The organism is Bradyrhizobium pachyrhizi, assembly GCF_029714545.1.
Taxonomy (GTDB): domain Bacteria; phylum Pseudomonadota; class Alphaproteobacteria; order Rhizobiales; family Xanthobacteraceae; genus Bradyrhizobium; species Bradyrhizobium pachyrhizi.
On the sequence record NZ_CP121667.1, the window covers coordinates 1,318,832 to 1,338,737 of the forward strand.

Consider the following 19,906-nt stretch of genomic DNA (forward strand, 5'->3'; position numbering starts at 1 on the left):
TGCGCCGGCGGAAGCCGCCGGGAGGGATACTCGCCAAGGTTTTCGTCCGTTGACGCGGTTGTCAATCTCGCTTACGTTCCGTCTACTTTTTAAGCGTTATTTATATTTCAGGGCAGGGGATATTCGTGAATGCCATTGCCGTCGCGCCGGCGATCGGGCTGAAGCGCTCGATTGACCATGTGACTGACCAACCCAAAGTAATCGTTGATCGTTCGACCAGCGCCGTACCGGCCAAGTCGGACGCTGTTTCGTCAGATGCCGACGCGCCGAAGCCTGCCTATCCCGCGGCCGCCGAACTGCCAACTCAAGTGGGTCCCAAGGGACTGCGCTTCGACTTCAACGATGGCGCCCGGGTATTTTGTCCCGAGGCCGAAACTCCCTGGCGGGTGCGGATCTGGGACGCCGAGTGTGGCAATCTTCTTTTCGAGACGCAGTTCGCGGGCGGCCGGGTCAACAGCTCAAAGCGATACTACGTCCGTTTCCGGATCGAGGTTCTGCAGGGCGATGAGGTCGTCTTCTCGCACGAGTACGATGCGAGGGACCGTCACGTCCTGATCCAGCTTCCGATCGGCACCCTGGGCGACACGATCGGCTGGTTTCCCTATGTGGCGAAGTTCGGGGAAGCGCATGGGTGCAGGCTGACCTGTGCGATGGCGGAAAAGTTGATTCCGCTGTTCCGGGATGCGTATCCCGAGATCAACTTCGTCACCCACGAGGAAATTCAAACCGACCGCTACTACGCCACGTACAGCGTCGGATTGTTCTTCGACGACAAGAACTTCGTGTTTCAGCCGTGCGACTTCCGCCATGTCGGGCTGCACCGGACCGCGGGATACATCCTCGGCGTCGATCCCGTCGAGGCAGCGCCCCGCATCTCGCTTGCGGACGATCGCAGACCGTTTCCCGAGCCTTACGTCTGCATCGCAGTGCAGAGCACCACGCAATGCAAGTACTGGAATAACCCCGCCGGCTGGCGGGAGCTGACCGGCTTTCTCACGCAAGCCGGCTACCGCGTGATCTGCATCGATCAGAAGCCGACACACGGCCACGAGCTGGTATGGAATCACATTCCCAACGGCGCGGAGGACTGGACCGGTGATCGGCCGATCCAGGAGCGGGCGAACCTGCTCAAGCATGCGGCGTTTTTCGTCGGCCTTTCCAGCGGGCTCTCATGGCTGGCCTGGGCGGTCGGCACTCCGGTCGTGATGATCTCGGGATTCACGCATCCGACAAATGAATTTGCTACGCCCTACCGGGTCATCAACTATCACGCGTGCAACAGCTGCTGGAACGATCCGGCAGTTCGATTCGACCACAAGGATTTCTTCTGGTGTCCCCGCCACAAGGGGACGCCGCGTCAGTTCGAGTGCACAAGGCTGATCACCGTGGATCACGTCAAATCGGTGATCAGAACGATTCCTGGATTTGAGCTTTAGCCATTTTCAAGCACTGATTTTTTTGGGGGAGCGCTGCCATGAGCACAACGTTTGTGAGCTCGGGTGTTACCAGCTCAGGACTGATCGAAACGGGGTCCAATATTCTCGAGGTCCTCAACGGAGGCTCGGCAGTTTCGACGGGGCTATCTGGCGGCGGCCAGCTCTTGGTCGACTCCGGCGGCTACGCGGTCCGCACCGCGATTTCCAGCGGCGGCAGTGCCGTTATCAGCGCAGGTGGCGGGGCCGATCATCTTACCGTCTCGAACGGCGGCACGCTCAACGTGGCCGGCATGGTCAACAGCAATACCGCTGTGTTGACCGGCGGTGTCGAGAATGTTCTGTCCGGCGGGTTCATCTCCGGCGCGAGCGGATCGGGGACCGGAATTTCGGGCGGCACGGTCAACCTGCTGGCTGGCGGCTCGGCTGCTTTCGTCGGCGTGTCGAGCGGCGGCACCTTCAACGTGATGGGCAAGGTGCTCAGCAACGTTGGTATCTACAACGGCGGCGTGGAGAACGTCTCCTCGGGTGGCTTTATCTCGGGCAACAACAGTGCCGGTACCGGCGTTTCCGGCGGTACCCTGAATCTGTTGGCAGGCGGCTCGGCCGCCTATGTCGCCGTCTCGAACGGCGGCGTCTTCAATGTCGCGGGCACGGTGCTGAGCACCGTCGGGGTGTATAGCGGCGGCGTCGAGAACGTGCTGTCGGGCGGCGTAGTCCTCGGCGTGTCCGGAGGCTTCGGCACCGCGATCTCCGGCGGCACGGTGAACGTGCAGACGGGCGGGTCGGCGACCGCAATGTTCGTTTATGCCGGCGGTGCGCTGAACGACAGCGGCGTCATCACCAACCAGTTCGTGCTCAGTGGCGGTGTCGAAACCGTCTCGTCCGGCGGTCTTGCGTCGGGGGCACAGGTCTCGGCGGGCGGTCTGCTTGACATCCTCGCCGGGGGCTCGGCGACGGGTATCGGCGATGCCGGGAGGGTCGTCGTCGAAGCCGGCGGCATCGCCGACCACATCATCGTTTCGTCCGGCGGCGTGCTCAGCGTCGGCGGCACCATTACCAGCAATACCGGCGTGTTGGCCGGCGGCGTCGAGACTGTCTTGTCCGGCGGGCTCATCTCTGGTGCGGCCGGGTCCGGAACGGGAATTTCGGGCGGCACGATCAACCTGCAGGCCGGCGGCTCGGCCTTCTACGTCGGCGTTTCGAGCGGCGGCACGTTCAACGTGTCCGGTTATGTGGGCGCAGGGTCCGTATACAATGGAGGCGTGGAAACCGTTTATTCGGGTGGGCTGATCTCGGGTGGCGCTGGAATTGGAACAGGGGTCTCGGCCGGCGGCACACTGACCGTACTCGCGGGCGGCTCGGCCGCATGGGTGGGCGTTTCGAGTGGCGGCATTTTCAACGTCTCCGGCACCTTCCTCAACAATGGCGGCGTCTATGCCGGCGGCGTGGAGAACGTCTATTCGGGCGGTTTGATCTCGGGCGCGAGCGGATCCGGAACGGGAGTTTCGGGCGGCACGCTCAACCTGTTCGCGGGCGGCTCGGCCGCCTTCGTCGGTGTATCGAGCGGCGGCACGTTCAACGTGGCGGGCACGGTGCTGAGCAACGTCTCCGTCAACAGCGGCGGTGTCGAAAACATTCTTTCGGGTGGTGTTGTCACCGGCGTCACGAGCTCGGGCACGGGCATATCCGGCGGCACCGTCAACGTATTTGGCGGCGGCGCGCTGGATCACGCGACGGTTTCCAGCGGCGGCGTTCTGAACGTCTCCGCCGGTGGCACGGCGCACCACCTGACGGTGTCGGGCGGCGGCACCATGAATGTCAGAGGCACGACCACCAGCAACGCGCTGATCACGGACGGTGGTGTCGAGAACGTGTTTTCCGGGGGGCTGATCTCCGGAACGTCCGGCTCCGGCACAGTCATTTCCTCCGGCGGCATCGTGAACCTGCAGGCCGGCGGCGCTGCGGCCTATCTGACCGTTTCGAGCGGCGGCACGTTCAATGTGTCGGGCACCGTGCTCAGCAATGTGACCGTTTCTGCCGGCGGCGTTGAGAACGTCTTCTCGGGGGGCGTTGTCGGCGGTGCGTCAGGCTCCGGGACGTCCATTTCCGGCGGCACACTCAACGTCCTTGCGGGCGGTTCGCTTGCTCACGTGACGGCTTGGAGCGGTGGCGCTCTGAACGTCTCCGCCGGCGGTACCGCGCACAACATCACGGTGTCGAGTGGCGGCATCATGACTGTTGCGGGCACGATCACCAGCAGCACGACGATCACCGACGGCGGTGTCGAGAACGTTCTGTCCGGCGGCCTGATCTCCGGGGCGTCGAGTGCGGCCACCGTCATTTCCGCGGGCGGCACGCTGAACGTTCTGGCCGGTGGTTCGGCTGCTCACGTCGGCGTGTCGAGCGGCGGCGTCTTCAACGTTGCCGGCAAGGTGCTGAGCAACACAGCTATCTTTGACGGCGGCGTCGAGAACGTCTTGTCCGGGGGATCGATCTCGGGAGCGAGCGGATCCGGGACCGGGGTTTCGGGCGGCACCTTGAACTTGTCGGCTGGCGCCACGGCTTCCTTCGTCGGCGTGTATAACGGCGGCATCTTCAATGTTGCGGGCACCGTGCTGAGAAATAACGGCGTCAATGCCGGCGGTGTCGAGAACGTGCTGTCCGGTGGGCTGATCACCGGAGCCATCAGCTCCGGGACCGGCGTCAACTCGGGCGGCGTATTGAACGTCCAGGCCGGCGGCTCGGCGGCGTTCGTCGCCGTTTCGAGCGGCGGCACGCTCAACGTGTCGGGCACCGTGCTCAGCACGGTCGGCGTCTATGCCGGCGGCGTTGAGAACGTATTCTCGGGTGGCGTCGTCACCGGCGCATCGGGCTCCGGCACGAGTATAGCCGGCGGCACGATCAACGTATTCTCGGGCGGCGCGCTGGCCTACGCGGGGGTGTCCAGCGGCGGCGTCCTGAATGTTTCCGCCGGCGCTACGGTGCACGACGTCGGAGTGTCGAGCGGCGGCACGTTCAACGTTGCCGGCACGGTGACCAGCCACGTCGCGGTATTTGCCGGCGGCACCGAGATCGTATCGTCGGGCGGCTCCACGGGGCCGGTCATCATTTCCGGCGGCTTGCTCGAATTGCAGGCCGGCAGCGTCGCGAGCGGCGGCATCATCTTCAGCGGTTCGGGCGGGCAGCTCAAGATCGACGGCGCGTCGCTGTCCACCACCATCAGCGGGCTGGTGCTGGGCGACAGCATCGATCTGGCAGGCCTCAGTTTCGCATCTGGCGGGTCGGCGACCTTGCTTCCGGGCAATATCCTGCATGTCACGGAGGGGGCTTCCACCTTCGACCTGCAGCTCGATCAGACGCCCGGCGTGCGGTTCGGCGTCAGCGCGGATTCCGGCACCGGCACACTGATCACGGCGCGTGCCGATAGCGCGCCGGTCACGTCCGCGTCCAACATCCAGGCGAGCCTTGGCCAGAGTTTTGTTACGGCTTCCAGCCTCTTCAGCGTGTCGGACACCGACGGCGATACGATCACCCAATATGCGTTCTGGGACACCGAGGGTAACGGACATTGGGCCATCAACGGTGTCACCCAGGCCACCAACGTCGAGATCGATGTGTCCGCGGCGAACCTGTCGCAGGTCAGCTACGTATTTGGTCCCACTGGATCGACGGATTCGCTCTACGTGCGGGCCAATGACGGTACGCTTTGGGGCGGCTGGACCAAATTTACGGCAACGGCATTTGCGGACACCGCACCGACCGTGAACGCAAGCAACGTCACTGCGGCGCACGGTCAGACATCGGTCGCCGCATCGAGCCTGTTCACGGTGTCCGATCCGGATCCCGATACGATGACCCAGTTTGCGTTCTGGGACACCGGCGGAAACGGCCACTGGGTTGTCAATGGTGTCGCCCAGGCCGCCGGGGTCGAGATCGACGTTCCAGCGTCGCAGCTATCGCAGGTGAGCTACGTCTTCGGGCCGACAGGGTCGGCTCCTGACACGCTGTATATCAGGGCGAATGACGGGACGTTGTGGGGAGGTTGGAAGAGCTTCACGGCAACGCCGGGACCCGAGGTTGCCCCGGTCGTCACGGCATCGAACGTGACCGCGCTTCATGGGCAGACGTCGGCTCTCGCCTCGAACCTGTTCTCGGTCACCGACAACGACAGCGACGCGATCACCCAGTACGCCTTCTGGGACACCGGTGGGAACGGCCACTGGGTAGTGAATGGCGTCGCCCAATCCGCCGGCGTCGAGATCGACGTTGCGGCGGCGAACCTGTCGCAGGTGAGCTACGTCTTCGGTCCGGGCGGCTCAACGCCCGATACGCTCTATGTGCGGGCCAATGACGGAACGTTGTGGGGAGCCTGGACCGCGTTCACGGCAACGCCGGGACCCGACGTTGCTCCGGTCGTCACCGCATCGAACGTGACCGCGCTTCATGGGCAGACGTCGGCTCTCGCGTCGAACCTGTTCTCGGTCTCGGACAGCGAGAACGATACGATCACCCAGTATGCCTTCTGGGACACCGGAGGAAACGGCCACTGGGTGGTGAACGGTGTCGCGCAGTCCGCCGGCGTCGAGATCGACGTTGCGGCGGCGAACCTGTCGCAGGTGAGCTATGTGTTCGGACCGGGCGGCTCGACGCCCGATACGCTCTATGTGCGCGCCAATGACGGCTCGAAGTGGGGCACCTGGACAGCGTTCACGGCAACGCCGGGGGACGACATTGCTCCGGTCGTCACCGCATCGAACGTGACCGCGCTCCATGGGCAGACGTCGGCTCTCGCCTCGAGCCTGTTCTCGGTCTCGGACAGCGAGAACGATACGATCACCCAGTATGCCTTCTGGGACACCGGAGGAAACGGCCACTGGGTGGTGAACGGTGTCGCGCAGTCCGCCGGCGTCGAGATCGACGTTGCGGCGGCGAACCTGTCGCAGGTGAGCTATGTGTTCGGACCGGGCGGCTCGACGCCCGATACGCTCTATGTGCGCGCCAATGACGGCTCGAAGTGGGGCACCTGGACAGCGTTCACGGCAACGCCGGGGGACGACATTGCTCCGGTCGTCACCGCATCGAACGTGACCGCGCTTCATGGGCAGACGTCGGCTCTCGCCTCGAGCCTGTTCTCGGTCAGTGACAACGAGAACGATACCATCACCCAATACGCCTTCTGGGACACCGGTGGGAACGGCCACTGGGTGGTGAATGGTGTCGCCCAATCCGCCGGTGTCGAGATCGACGTTGCGGCGGCGAACCTGTCGCAGGTGAGCTACGTGTTCGGTCCGGGCGGCTCGACGCCCGATACGCTCTATGTGCGCGCCAATGACGGCTCGAAGTGGAGTTCCTGGACAGCGTTCACGGCAACACCGGGACCCGACATTGCTCCGGTCGTTACCGCATCGAACGTGACGGCGATTCACGGGCAGACGTCGGCTCTCGCCTCAAGCCTGTTCTCGGTCAGTGATAACGAGAACGATACCATCACCCAATACGCCTTCTGGGACACCGGAGGAAACGGCCACTGGGTGGTGAATGGTGTCGCCCAATCCGCCGGCGTCGAGATCGACGTTGCGGCGGCGAACCTGTCGCAGGTGAGCTACGTCTTCGGACCGGGCGGCTCGACGCCCGATACGCTCTATGTGCGCGCCAATGACGGCTCGAAGTGGAGCACCTGGACAGCGTTCACGGCAACGCCGGGACCCGACACTGCTCCGGTCGTTACCGCATCGAACGTGACCGCACTCCATGGGCAGACATCGGCTCTCGCCTCGAGCCTGTTCTCGGTCTCGGACAGCGAGAACGATACGATCACCCAATACGCCTTCTGGGACACTGGCGGAAACGGCCACTGGGTGGTGAATGGCGTTGCCCAGGCCGCCAACACCGAGGTCGATGTGAGCGCGGCGAACCTGTCGCAGGTGAGCTACGTGTTCGGCCCCGGCGGTTCGACGCCCGATACGCTCTGGGTCAAGGCCAATGACGGCAGCATGTGGAGCGCGTGGAAGAGCTTCACGGCAACGCCGGGACCCGACACTGCCCCGGTCGTTACCGCATCGAATGCAAACGTAACCGGAGTTCACGACCATTCGATCGCGGCCTCGAGCCTGTTCTCGGTCACGGACGCCGAGAACGACACGATCACCCAGTACGCCTTCTGGGATACCGGAGGAAACGGCCATTGGGTTGTGAACGGTGTGGCCCAGGCCGCCAACACCGAGATCGATGTAAGCGCGGCGAACCTGTCACAGGTGAGCTACGTCTTCGGCCCCGGTGGCTCGCCATCGGATACGCTATGGGTTAAGGCCAATGATGGCAGCATGTGGAGTTCCTGGAAGAGCTTCACGGCCACCGCAACGAACCAGGCGCCGACGGTCTCGGTCTCGAATGTGACGACGGTCTCGGGGCAGGTCTTCGCGGCTTCGAGCCTGGTCAGCGCGACGGACGCGGATGGCGATACCATAACGAAATATGCGTTGTGGGATTCCAACACGAACGGGCGTTGGAACGTCAACGGAGTGAATCAGTCTGCGAATACGGAGATCGACGTCACTTCGGCGCAACTTGCCCAGACGACCTATCAGGCCGGCTCCGGCACCGACCAACTCTGGATCCGGGCCTATGATGGCAGTGCGTGGGGTGTCTGGCAGCCTTTCAACGTCACGGGAGAGAGCCCCAGCAGCGCCACCATCGCAGCGGGCGCCACCTTGGAATTGACGGGCGCTTCGAACGCGGCCGTTACGTTCCTGGGCAGCACGGGGACGCTGAAGCTCGACAATTCCGCGAGCTTCACCGGAACTGTCGCCGGGATGTCCGGTTCGGACACGATCGATTTCGCGAATATCAATTTCGCGAACGTTCAAACGCCGACCTTCAGCGGTGACAGCACGCACGGAACGCTCACGGTGACGGACGGCACTGTTACCGCCAGCATTGCGCTGCTGGGCAACTACATGGCTTCCACATTCACGGCCTCGAGCGACGGCCATGGCGGTACCTCGGTCGTCGATCCGCCGGCGATGCAGGTCAGTCAGCTTGCGCAGCCGCAGCATGCGTAATGGCTTGAGATAGGCGGCCGTGGAGGGCCTGTTGCGGGCCCTCCGCAACCAAAATCGCTCAACCGGCAAAGATGAAAGGGCCCGCCTCCCGGCGGGCCTTTTGTTGTCTTGCAGCGCTTCCGCGACGCCGCGCAACACCTAACGCTTGGTCGCTCAGTACCTGATTACAGTGACGAGCCGTTACAGGCTGCTTCCGCCGCCTGGTCGTCCACATTCGGGTCGGCCGCGGCCGTGGCCCAGGCGAGCTCGACGAGGGTCACGATCCGCCGGCCGGCACCGTCGAGCTGGCAGACGATGAGGCCTTGTTCTTCGATGTAGGTCAGAAGATGCCGGGCGCGGCGCAGCGAATGCGTGCCGTAGGCGCGAGCGATCGCGGCATCGCTCGGGCACGGCCAGCCCTCCTTCGCGGCGCGCGCGATCATCATGAAGACGCCCTGCATGTCCTCGGGCAGCAACGCGGCGCGCAGCGAGACGTCCTGCCAGGCGTCGTCCTCCGCGACATCGGCGCCGAGCCCGGCGCGGGCGCGCGTCAGCATCCGGCGGAAATCGGTCAGCTCCGGCACCACGGCACCGAGACCCTCGATCCGGCAGCGGACCACGAACTCCTGATAGAGCACGCCGATGGCGCGGAAGCCGGCGTCGGGCTCGGCGAGGATGGCGCGCAGGATACGGTCCAGCCGTTCACGCCGCTCGGCCAATTGCTCGGCGCTCGGCGGTGGCTCCGCTGCTTCGGGATCTGGCTCCGCTGCCGGCTGCTTGGCGGCCATCAACTGGCTGAGCAGGTCCGGCGACGGCGTCCGGCGCTGCGGCCGCACCGCTTCCGGCGGCGGAGCGGCCAGGATGATCGCGCGTGCGTCCTCCAGTGCCGCTTCAGGCAGCGGCATCAACCGCGGCGCCGCATTGCGCGGCTGGGTGTCGGTCGGACCGATGCGCAAGCCCAGCGGACGGCGGGAGAGCGCAGGTCCCAGCGCCATGAATTGCCCGCGCTCGAGGTCGCGGAAGGCTTCCGCCTGCCGCCGTTCCATGCCGAGCAGGTCGGCGGCGCGCGCCATGTCGATATCGAGGAAGGTGCGGCCCATCAGGAAGTTCGACGCCTCGGCCGCGACATTCTTGGCGAGCTTCGCCAGCCGCTGGGTTGCGATGATCCCGGCAAGCCCGCGTTTGCGGCCGCGGCACATCAAATTGGTCATTGCGCCGAGCGAAAGCTTGCGCGCCTCGTCGGACACCTCGCCCGCGATCGCCGGCGCGAACAGCTGCGCCTCATCCACTACCACCAGCATCGGATACCAGTGGTCGCGGGCGACGTCGAACAGCCCGCCGAGGAAGGCCGCGGCGCGCCGCATCTGGTTCTCGGCGTCGAGCCCCTCGAGATTGAGCACCGTGGAGACGCGATGGATGCGCACGCGCTCGCCCGCGACCTGCAGGCTGCGTTCGGTGTGGTCCTCGGCATCGATGACGAGGTGGCCGAATCGTTCGGCCAGGGTGACGAAATCACCTTCGGGATCGATAATGGTCTGCTGCACCCAGGGGGCGCTCTGTTCCAATAGCCGGCGCAGCAGATGGGATTTGCCGGAACCCGAATTGCCCTGCACCAGCAGGCGTGTCGCCAATAGCTCCTCGAGGTCGATGGCCGCCGAAGCGCCGGCCGTCGTTTGTCCCATCTCGATCGCTACGGTCATGTCCCGACTCAAATTGCCCTTGCGGAGAGGCGGCTTAACAAGCTGATCGCGCCGCGTCGAGCGAACCGCACCATCATCCCCAGGCACGGCCGGGAGCCATGGTGATGCTCGCCAGACGAGATGAAGGTGATCAGGCCACTACAACGTGTTCAGCTTGCGTGTCTGGCGTATATTTTTTCGAACCAGTTCCAGTTCAGCTCCGCGATCCGGCCGGTTCGGACCCGCTCTTATTCAATCAGCCCGCCGAACTCTCAGCCCGCCGAACTCGATGTCTGAGTTCAACTACGACGCATTCATTTCCTACATTCTTCCCGATCCAAACGGGAGGGATCCCTGCTTGCAAGGCCCGCGTTATCAAAGGCATCCGCCAAAAATCGAAGGTTTCACGGATATTATCCCCGCTCACGCGCGCATGCGGCGGAGCGATCCCGATGTCGGCAGCGAGAGGTTCGACCGCGCAAATCTTCCTGGCGCCGGTATTGATCTTCGCCGTTATCGCATTCGGGCTGGTCTCGGCGCTGCTCGGCGACGGCACCTGGGACCGGGCCTCCTGGCTCGCACTTGTCGTGCCGCTTGTCATCATCGCCTTCTACATATTCCGGCGTTCCGCGCGTCCTTCGTGGAAGGAGCGAGCGTTCGCGGTGACGCCGAAGTGATCGGCGTTGCTATTCTTGTGCCGGATACCTCCGTCCCGTTTGCCGGTGGTGTCTCGGCGCGCAAACCTCGGCATAGTCCGCCGCACAAAAGAAACGTGCGAGGAAACATGACTGAGAGCACCGTCGATACGCTTGCGCCGTCGGTCGCGGCGCCTGGCGCAGTGTCGCCGCGAAAAGTGTTTTGGGCGACCTGGTTCGGCTGGATGCTCGATGGCTTCGATTCGTCGATGTACGCCTACATCCTGGTCGGCGCGTTGAGCGAATTGCTGCCCGCCAGCGGCATCGAGCCGAGCAAGGCCAATATCGGCATCTATGGCGGGCTGTTGTTCTCGATCTTCATGCTGGGCTGGGCCTGCTCGATGGTCTGGGGCTGGGCCGCAGACCGTTACGGACGGGTCCGGATCATGTGCTGGACGGTGTTGGTCTACTCGCTGTTCACGGCGCTGTGCGGGCTTGCGACCGGTATCGTGATGTTCGCATTGTTTCGCTTTGTTGCCGGCTTCGGCATCGGCGGCGAATGGGCCGCGGGCACGCCGCTGCTGCAGGAATCCGTGCCGGAGAATACGCGGGTGCGGCTCGCCGGATGGCTGCACACGGCGACGCCGACCGGGCTGTTCCTCGCCGCCGCCGTGACGCTTGCGATCGGCAGCACGCTCGGCTGGCGCGGCATGTTCCTGCTCGGCATTCTGCCCGCGCTGCTGATTGCGTATCTGCGCAGCAACATTCCCGAACCCGAGCGCAGCGCTGCACGCGAGCAGCCGTCGGTTGCGGCCTTGTTTGCCGGCGACCAGGCGCGCACCACCTGGGCCGCGGCGCTGATGATGGCCTGCATCATCTTCGGCCTGTGGTCGTCGAACTTCTGGGCCCCGACCGTGATCTCGACCAAGCTGGTCGCCGCGGGCGCGACGCCGGCGCATGCGCAGGAGATGGGCGCGGTGGCCGGCCTGATCACCAATGTCGGCACGCTGATCGGCTGCCTCCTTGTACCATGGCTAACCACCTGGCTCGGCAGCCGGCGCCGCACCGCCGTGCTGTTCTTCATCGGCGGCCTGATCTCCGTCGTGGTCTCCTATGAGGTCGCGATCGAATGGCTCGACAGCCTGACGCTGTTCATGGTGCTGCTGCCGGTGCTCGGCTTCTTCACCAATGGTGTGTTCGGCTTGTTCACGATCTGGCTGCCGGAGATGTTTCCATCGGCGCTGCGCGGCTCGGGCTCCGGCTTCGCCTTCAGCATGGGCCGCGTGCTCGGCGCCGCCGGCCCGACCCTGATCGGCGCGCTCGCCGCCCGGACCGGCAGCTTCCCGCTGGCGATTTCGATGCTGTCGCTGATCTATGTGGTCGGCCTGCCGCTGATCGCCCTGGCGCCGGAGACGGCCGGCAAGCCGCTGGCGAGATAGCAGGCTCCTTTGCGCGTTGCGCGCGGCTTCGGCCGCGCGCCGTCACGCATCAAGCGGGGCCTTACTCCGCCGGCTTCGCGGTGGCTGGCGTCTGCGCGGCCACGGGCGTCTGCGCAGCTACGGGTGCCTTCGACGGCGCCTTGTCGACCTTCTTCGACCAGGAGCGGTAGTAGGCGAGCGCGGTCATCAGCACGATGCCGACGATGCTGACCGCGATCTGCATCCAAATGCTGCCGGAGACCTCGACCAGCACCACATGCGCGATGACCGCGAGGAAAACGCCGGTGCAAAACACCTCGAGCGACTGCTGGCCGCACTTGATGATCGGCTGGAAGATCGGCCATTCATATCCGGGCCATTCGCGCGGCAGGAAGCGCGTGACGAAGAAGGCGAGCACGACGAAGTGCAGCACGCGATAGGGCGCGAGGTTGGTCTTGTCGTTCGGATTGAAGGCGTCATAGAGCCAGGCCGGCATCGCCTGTCCGAGCTCCGGGAAGCGGCCCGCCAAGGTCATGACCAGCGCGAACAGCAGATAGGCGCCGCCGAGCCAAAGGAAGGCGCGCGAGCGGATGAATGTGATCGATTCACTCGCGCCGCCGAGCGCGAACCAGCCGCCGAACACGAACAGGAACTGCCAGCAGAACGGATTGAAATACCATGAGCCGGACGGATAGGCCGGCAGGTTCCAGCCGAAATGGCGTGCCGCGAGATAGAGCAGGAACGAGGCCAGCAGCGTCAGATTGAGCTTGCGCAGCATCGCCCACAGCACCAGCGGATAGCACAGCATCAGCGATATATAGAGCGGCAGCACATCCATGTTGACCGGCTTGAACGCCAGGATCAGGCCCTGATAGAGCGTCTCGGCCGGGTTGTGCATGAAGCCCGCGACGTTGAATTCATCCTGCAGGTTCGGGTCGTGGTAGCGCTGGGAGAGATAGCCGATCTCGGCGATATAGATCACGAACAGCAGGACGTGCGCGACATAGATCTGCCAGGCCCGCTTGATCAGGCGGGTGGCGCCGATCACGGTGCCGCGCTCGAGCATCATGCGCGCATAGACGAAGGATGCGGTGTAGCCGGAGATGAATACGAATAGATCGGCCGCGTCGCTGAAGCCGAAATTCTTCTGCGTGATCCAGTTCACCGCGTTGTTCGGGATGTGATCGAGATAGATCGCCCAGTTGGCGAAGCCGCGCAGCAGATCGAGGCGATAGTCGCGGCCACGCGGCGGCAGAACAGCCTTGACGTCCATCGGTACGCTCCCATCCCGAGTGCCCGCGCGTCCGGTCGCGGGTCGCCCACGACCTCATACTAGAGCAGGATTTCGACAGTTGTGTATTGGTTTTCCGGAAGCGGATCGCCGCCACAGCCGGCCAAACAGCGATGAATTTGGATCAAATCGTTCGCGCCGCGAACCACGCGGTGCGTAAGATGGGTAGAGCGAAGCGAAACCCATCGCTCCGTGCAAGCCTGACGAACGATGGGTTTCGCTTGCGCTCTACCCATCCTACGAGAGCCTGCGAGAACCGGCCGCGCATCGGCGCGGCTAACGCTGCACGAACCCGTTATGCAGCGTGGTGAACAGCGCCTTGCCCTTCTTCACCAGGTCGTATTTGCGGCCGTAAAGCAGCCAGACCGCGGTGAGGTGACACATCCCGCCCATCATCAGCGACATCGCGGTGTAGGGATCGAGATTGCGGCGATAGGTGCCGGCGCGGCTCGCCTGCTTGATCAGCTGCACATAGCGCAGCGCGTATCTGTCGACCGCCTTCTTGATCCGCGGCTCGGCGGCAAGCACGCTCGGCCAGATCTCGAGGAAGAACACCCGGCCCCAGCTCGGGTTGTCCTTGATGTACTGGAAGTTGGTCAGGAAGATGATACGGAGCTGCTCGACGGGGTCGCCACCTTTGACCAGCAGCGGCTCGGTCTTTTGATACAGCGCCTCGAAATTGCCCTCGGGCACATCAAGCACCAGTGCGCGCTTGTCCTCGAAATAATCATAGATGCTGGAGAGCGGTACTTTCGCCGCGGCGGCGACCTCGGTGAGCGAGGTGCCGTCGATGCCTTTTTCGCCGAACAGCTTGGTGGCCGCTGTGAGGATCTGCTCGCGCCGGTCGCGGCTGCGTTGCTGCTTGAGCTTGAGTGTCGTCCCCGAAGCCACGGTGGTCTCCAAGAGCGTTTTCGCGCGAAGTGGATACCGGTTCGCGCAAGGAAGACGCGTCAAAGCAAGAATCTCGTCCCGCAAAAACAGTAAGGCAGCGGGATCGGAACACAAGCGCTATTGCGACGGCATACAGCGGTAAAGCCTGTGGGTCAGAGCGGCGCGTTCCGCCGCTCATGTGTGCGGAACGCGTTGCGGGCAATGATCTGGCGCATGATCTCGGAGGTGCCGTCCAGAATGCGGACGACCCGCGTTTCCCGCCAGATGCGCTCGATCGGCAGGTCCCTGGAATAACCGGCGCCGCCGAACAGCTGCATGGTGGTGTCGGCGACGCGCTGCACCATGTCGGCGCCGGTATATTTGGAGAGTGCCGCCGCGGCGGTGCGGGCGGCGGCATCGCCCTGGTCGTAACGCCAGGCTGCCTCATAGGCGACAAGCCGCGCGGCATGCAGCGAACTCGCCATGTCGGCGATCTGCCACTCGAGGCCCTGATGGTCGCGCAGCTTGCGTCCGAACGCCTCGCGCTCCGAGACATGGTCGAGCGCATAGTCCAGCAGCTGGCTCGCCGCGCCGACGCAATAGGCGCCCCAATGGGTGCGCCCGGCATCCAGGCACCGCATCGCGATGGCGAATCCCTCGCCCTCCTGTCCCAGCAGATTCTCGCGCGGAACACGGCAATCCTCGAAGATCACCTCGGCATGCTCCGAGCCGCGTCCGGCGGCCATCTCGACCAGGCGGCCGATGGCAAGGCCCGGCGTCTTTGCGTCGACGACAAAGGCCGCGATGCCCTTGGCGCCGGCGGACGGATCGAGCGTGGCGAACACCGTGAAGACGCCGGCTGCGGGCGCATTGGTGATATAGGTCTTGCGGCCGTCGAGCACGTAATGATCGCCGTCCCGCCGCGCCCGGGTCTGGATCCGGGCGGCATCGGATCCGGCATTCGGCTCGGTCAGCGCGAACGCGCCAATCACCCGTCCGCTGGCGAGCTCTGGCAGCCATCGGTCGCGAACCGCCGGCTGGGCGTAGAACTCGATCGCCTTCGAGCCGATGTGAACGTTGACCCCGCTCAGATAGTAGAAGGCGGTGTGGGCCTTCGCGAGCTCTTCGATCGCGATGCAGCTGCCCAGCATCGAGAGGCCGAGGCCGCCGAATTGCTTCGGCGTGTTGGTGCCGAACAATCCCATCCTGCGCAGGCCGGCCATAGCGCTGTCCGGCACCTTGCCGGTCGCCTCGATGGCGGCATCGTGCGGCTGCAGCTCGCGGCGCACGAATTCGCGTACCCGGCTCTGCAGAACGCGGAGATCGTCGGGAAGCCCAAAATGCATGGCGCACAAAAAGTCGAATAATCTTCGAGAAATGTTGCGCCGCCTTCCGGCAGATGTCAAGATTTTGCGGAAGTTCCGGAGAACACGGCATGCTCGCAGGCTTGATGCAGCAGGTCCGCTTACACTCAATCTGGTGAGGGAGTCGAGTGCGGCATGCGCGTCGCCACGCTGGCCTGGAACTCGCACCGTCACCTCGAGCTTTATCTCGCCGTGCCCTGCATGGGCGCGGTGCTGCACACCATCAATGCGCGCCTGCAGGCGCTGGACATCGCAAGACTGCCCGCCCACGCCGAGGATCGGGTGCTGTTCGTCGATCGTTCGATCTGGCGAACCGTCGGGACGGAGATCGCGCTGCGCAACGCGTTCGGAGTTCACTAAACGCTTCAACCCGGCTTCCGACCATCGCATCTTCCGCCGCAACTTTGTCCACTTGTTACGGGACAAAACCACGAGTTGTGGACTGGCGACCTGTCGCTTTGGGGAGAAGATCATGCCACGTTCGTTTCAATCCAATTATTCCGTTCGGCCCTTCCTCGGCCTCGCTGCAGCCCTCACGATCGGGCTTGCCTCGCCGGTATCAGCACAACAGGCCACCGGCACCGCGCTGGCCCGCGTGCTCGTGCTCGGCACCGGCGGCACCATCGCCGGGCAGGCCAATGCCCGCGCCGGCAATGCCTATGACTCAGGCAAGGTCAGTGCGGCCAACCTGATCGCGGCGATCCCGGGCATCGACAACCTTGCCCAGATGTCGGCCGAGCAGATCTCGTCGATCGGCTCGCAGGACATGAACGACAAGGTTTGGTTCGACCTCGTCAAGCGCATCCGCGCGGCCGTTGACAACAAGGAGGTCGACGGCGTCGTCATCACCCATGGCACCGACACGATGGAGGAGACCGCGTTCTTCCTGCAAAACGTGCTCGACACCGACGTCCCGATCGTGCTGGTCGGATCGATGCGGCCTTCGACCGCGATCGGCGCCGACGGTCCGGCCAATCTCTACGAGGCGATGAGGGTCGCCTCTGCCCCGGAATCCCGCGGCCGCGGCGTGCTCGTGGTGCTCAACGACACCATCCATGCCGCGCGCTGGGTGCAGAAGACCAATACCACCAGCGTTGAGACATTCCGCTCGCCCGATGCCGGGCCGGTCGGCTATGTCGACACCGGCGCGCTTCGCTTTCTGCAGCCGGCCGCTCCAGCCAGGGGTACCAAGCTGAAATTGCCGGATGCCCCGTCCTTGCCGCGGGTCGACATCATCTATTCGCATGCCAACATGGACGCCGCTGAGGTCGAGGATGCGGTCAGGCGCGGCGCCAAGGGCATCGTGCTGGCCGGCGTCGGCGACGGCAATTCATCGAAGGGCGCGATCGATGCGCTGGCCGCCGCGGCGAAGCAGGGCGTCGTGGTGGTGCGTTCGACCCGGGTCGGCTCAGGCTTCGTGAACCGCAATGTCGAGGTCGAGGACGACAAGCTCGGCTTCGCGGTCTCGCTCGATCTCAACCCGCAAAAGGCGCGCGTATTGCTCGAGCTCCTGATCGCGAACGGCATCACCGAGCCGTCGGCGGTTCAACAGGCGTTCGCGCGGTAGATCGTCGGTTTTGAAGCGCCTGCCGGCTTCACCTGCGCGGCCTTGTTCGCCGCGCGCCGCGCCGCGAGCAGCAGGGCGCGCGCTTCCGCGATGCGCGACATCACGGTGGTGACGGGAATGCCGGTGACTTCGGCGATCTCCTTGTAGGAGAGATCGATCATCTCGCGCAGCGCGATGACTTCGCGGAGCGGCGCGGGCAGGTCGGCGACCAGTTGCCGGATTGTTGCGCTGTTGCGCCGTTCCGGCGCTGCATTCTCGCCGGCGAGTTTTCGGCCGAGTCTCTCCTGGCAGACGGCTTTGAGGATCGTGAGCAGCCACGGCTTGACGGCGGTGCCGCGAAGGCCGTCGAACCGGCGCAGTGCGCGCAGATAGCATTCCTGCACGGCCAGTTCGGCGTCCGCCTCGGTCCGCATCAGCACCTGGGCGAACGCATAGGCATCGTCGAGACACGGCAACGCCGCGTCGCGAAACTGCTGCGCCGTTTTATTCCCGGCTTTCGCACTTCGCATCATAGGGTTGCATCTCGTGAATAGCTTTACCGGCAATCGGCGCAGTGGTATCAGGCTCCGCGCCGGAGTCGTGGACCGTCGCGCCAAGCGTAGGGACAGGAACGACGTGCGCACACGACATGCGCATATCGGGCAGCAAGCGAGCGATCGTGTCAGCCTTGATCGATCGGGCGTTCGGAGCACGGATCATGTCCGAGACACAGGTGACCAACCGGTTCTCGATCTTCCATCACGGGCTGGCGAAAGGGCCGGCCTATGAGGCTTGGCGCGAAGGGATTTGCCGCGGCTTCTGCCGGCTCGACGTCGGACCGACCGACGACAACCGCATCGACTGCCACAACGAGTTTACGCTGCTGCATACGGTCGCCATCGCGACGCCGCGGGGCGGCTCGGCTCGCTTCGCCCGCACCCGCGCGCTTCTGAATGACGGCTGCGACGATCTTGTCCTGATCTTCGCGACGCGCGGCACGGTGCAGGTCACGCAAGCAGGCAAGGCGATCGAGCTTCAGCGCGGCCAGATGTGCCTCACCGAAATGAATATCGTCGGCACCGCCGATCTCACCCGGTCGGGCAGCTTTATGACGACGCGGTTTCCGCGGCGCCTGCTGCTCCAGATCGCGCCCTCGGCGGAGACGCAGCTGGCGCGGGTGCTCGGGCGCGAGCCGGCCTTGGGCGCGATGATCGAGCGCTATTCCGCGCTCTGCACCGAGCTTGGCGGCGATCTCGACCTGCCGGGCCAGCAGGCGGCGGCGCATCATCTCGCCGACCTGGTCGGTCTCGTGCTCGGCAGCAGTGCCGAAAGGAAGGAACTGGCGGCACGCGACGGCGTGGCGAAGGCGCGGCTTGATTTGATGAAGGCCGATGTTCTCAAAAATCTCGACAACGGCAAGCTCACGATCGAGGCTGTAGCAAGGGCGAACGCGCTCAGCACCCGCCAGGCGCAGCGCCTGTTCGCGTCCGCAGGGACGACGTTCTCGGAGTTCGTCCTCGAGCAGCGTTTGCTGCTGGCGCGCCGGCTGCTGCTGCACGAAGAGGGCGCCGGCCGCAAGGTCAGCGACATCGCCTATACGGCCGGCTTCAACGATCTCTCTTATTTCCACCGCTCGTTTCGCAGGAAGTTCGGCGTAGCACCGGCGGAGATGCAGATGGAACTGGGTCGCAAGCATTGAACACCTGCTGCCGCGGCGCTAGATCAGCACACCAGCTTCATCCCAACGAGGGCACTGCCCATGCCTCTGTGGACCTGCGAACAATGCGGCGCGCAATTTCCTGAAACCGCGGCGCGGCCGCCGGCTTGCCCGATCTGCGAGGACGAGCGGCAATATGTGAACTGGAAGGGGCAGGCGTGGCTGACGCGCGAGGAACTCGCAGAGCGGCACAGACTGGTCTGGCGCGACGATCTCGGTCTCGTTGGACTTGCGCTCGAGCCGTCCTTTGCGATCGGACAGCGCGCGCTGCTGGTGCCGGATCGCGGCGGCTGCGTGATGTGGGACTGCGTGCCGCTGGCAACCGCCGAGGCGATCGCGCATGTCAGATCGCTCGGCGGGCTGAAGGCAATCGCGATCTCGCATCCGCATTATTATGGCGCGGTCGCCGACTGGAGCGCGGCGTTCGACAATGCCCCGGTCTATCTGCACGGCGACGACGCGCAATGGGTGACGCGGCCTTATCCGTCGATCGTGCCGTGGCAGGGCGACAGCCATCGCATCTCCGACGACATCCTGCTGGTGCGCGGCGGCGGGCATTTCGCCGGCGCCACCATGCTGCATTGGCGCAAGGGCGCCGACGGGCGCGGCGCGCTTCTGACCGGGGATATCGCGATGGTGGCGATGGACCGCCGCTCGGTCAGCTTCATGTATTCCTATCCGAACTATATCCCGCTCAATACATCAGCGGTCCGCCGCCTCGCGCGCGCGGTCGAGCCGCTGGCCTATGATCGGATCTACGGCGCCTGGTGGGGCAAGAACATCGCCTCCGATGCCAGGGCGGCGTTCGACCGCTCGGTGCAGCGCTATCTCGCGGCGATCTCGGACTGACGGTTCCGGCCGCTTTTGGCAATCTTGCCACGCGGCGTGATCGCGCTATATCAGGGCTTTC

General features: G+C 64.6%; 13 protein-coding genes. 8 read left to right on the top strand and 5 right to left on the bottom strand.

The features are described 5' to 3' along the window. Positions 1 to 125 precede the first annotated feature (125 nt). Positions 126 to 1,436, top strand: a complete 1,311-nt coding sequence (locus QA639_RS05940) for an autotransporter strand-loop-strand O-heptosyltransferase (protein ID WP_283089372.1) — start codon at positions 126 to 128, stop codon at positions 1,434 to 1,436. A gap of 38 nt (positions 1,437 to 1,474) precedes the next feature. Continuing rightward, positions 1,475 to 8,497, top strand: coding sequence for a hypothetical protein (locus tag QA639_RS05945; protein WP_283089373.1), 7,023 nt, complete (start codon positions 1,475 to 1,477; stop codon positions 8,495 to 8,497). Positions 8,498 to 8,661: 164 nt separating this feature from the next. Here QA639_RS05945 and QA639_RS05950 read toward each other — a convergent pair whose 3' ends face one another. Then, positions 8,662 to 10,176 carry a helicase HerA domain-containing protein gene (locus tag QA639_RS05950; RefSeq protein WP_028337672.1) on the bottom strand — a complete coding sequence of 505 codons (1,515 nt, stop codon included), beginning with the start codon at positions 10,174 to 10,176 and terminating at the stop codon, positions 8,662 to 8,664. Positions 10,177 to 10,607: 431 nt separating this feature from the next. Here QA639_RS05950 and QA639_RS05955 point away from each other — a divergent pair, with 431 nt between their 5' ends. After that, a complete protein-coding gene (locus QA639_RS05955) occupies positions 10,608 to 10,832 on the top strand; it encodes a hypothetical protein (RefSeq protein WP_051376374.1) in 225 nt (74 codons plus the stop codon). A gap of 107 nt (positions 10,833 to 10,939) precedes the next feature. Beyond that, positions 10,940 to 12,229 (top strand): MFS transporter, encoded by a 1,290-nt coding sequence (locus QA639_RS05960; protein ID WP_157343917.1) that lies wholly within the window; start codon positions 10,940 to 10,942, stop codon positions 12,227 to 12,229. Positions 12,230 to 12,290: 61 nt separating this feature from the next. On the opposite strand, the gene QA639_RS05965 is transcribed toward QA639_RS05960, so the two are convergent. From QA639_RS05965 to QA639_RS05975, 3 genes are all read right to left on the bottom strand, one after another. Continuing rightward, positions 12,291 to 13,481 (bottom strand): OpgC domain-containing protein, encoded by a 1,191-nt coding sequence (locus tag QA639_RS05965; protein ID WP_157343911.1) that lies wholly within the window; start codon positions 13,479 to 13,481, stop codon positions 12,291 to 12,293. 294 nt (positions 13,482 to 13,775) lie between these two features. Continuing rightward, on the bottom strand, positions 13,776 to 14,390 hold the full coding sequence (locus tag QA639_RS05970; protein ID WP_283089374.1) for a TetR/AcrR family transcriptional regulator: 615 nt from the start codon (positions 14,388 to 14,390) through the stop codon (positions 13,776 to 13,778). Positions 14,391 to 14,542: 152 nt separating this feature from the next. After that, positions 14,543 to 15,715, bottom strand: a complete 1,173-nt coding sequence (locus tag QA639_RS05975) for an acyl-CoA dehydrogenase family protein (RefSeq protein WP_283089375.1) — start codon at positions 15,713 to 15,715, stop codon at positions 14,543 to 14,545. A gap of 153 nt (positions 15,716 to 15,868) precedes the next feature. On the opposite strand from QA639_RS05975, the gene QA639_RS05980 reads away from it, so the two are divergent. Next, positions 15,869 to 16,093, top strand: a complete 225-nt coding sequence (locus QA639_RS05980) for an AMP-binding protein (protein WP_157343900.1) — start codon at positions 15,869 to 15,871, stop codon at positions 16,091 to 16,093. Positions 16,094 to 16,205: 112 nt separating this feature from the next. Beyond that, positions 16,206 to 17,300 (top strand): asparaginase, encoded by a 1,095-nt coding sequence (locus QA639_RS05985; RefSeq protein WP_157343892.1) that lies wholly within the window; start codon positions 16,206 to 16,208, stop codon positions 17,298 to 17,300. On the opposite strand, the gene QA639_RS05990 is transcribed toward QA639_RS05985, so the two are convergent. Further along, positions 17,279 to 17,923: a sigma factor-like helix-turn-helix DNA-binding protein gene (locus QA639_RS05990; protein WP_346283719.1), complete on the bottom strand. Its 645-nt coding sequence runs from the start codon at positions 17,921 to 17,923 to the stop codon at positions 17,279 to 17,281. The genes QA639_RS05985 and QA639_RS05990 overlap by 22 nt on opposite strands. Before the next feature lie 74 nt (positions 17,924 to 17,997). Here QA639_RS05990 and QA639_RS05995 point away from each other — a divergent pair, with 74 nt between their 5' ends. Together QA639_RS05995 and QA639_RS06000 are read left to right on the top strand one after the other, a co-directional pair. Further along, positions 17,998 to 18,978 (top strand): AraC family transcriptional regulator, encoded by a 981-nt coding sequence (locus tag QA639_RS05995; protein WP_244978536.1) that lies wholly within the window; start codon positions 17,998 to 18,000, stop codon positions 18,976 to 18,978. 60 nt (positions 18,979 to 19,038) lie between these two features. Next, positions 19,039 to 19,845: an MBL fold metallo-hydrolase gene (locus QA639_RS06000; RefSeq protein WP_283089376.1), complete on the top strand. Its 807-nt coding sequence runs from the start codon at positions 19,039 to 19,041 to the stop codon at positions 19,843 to 19,845. The last annotated feature ends 61 nt before the right edge of the window (positions 19,846 to 19,906 follow it).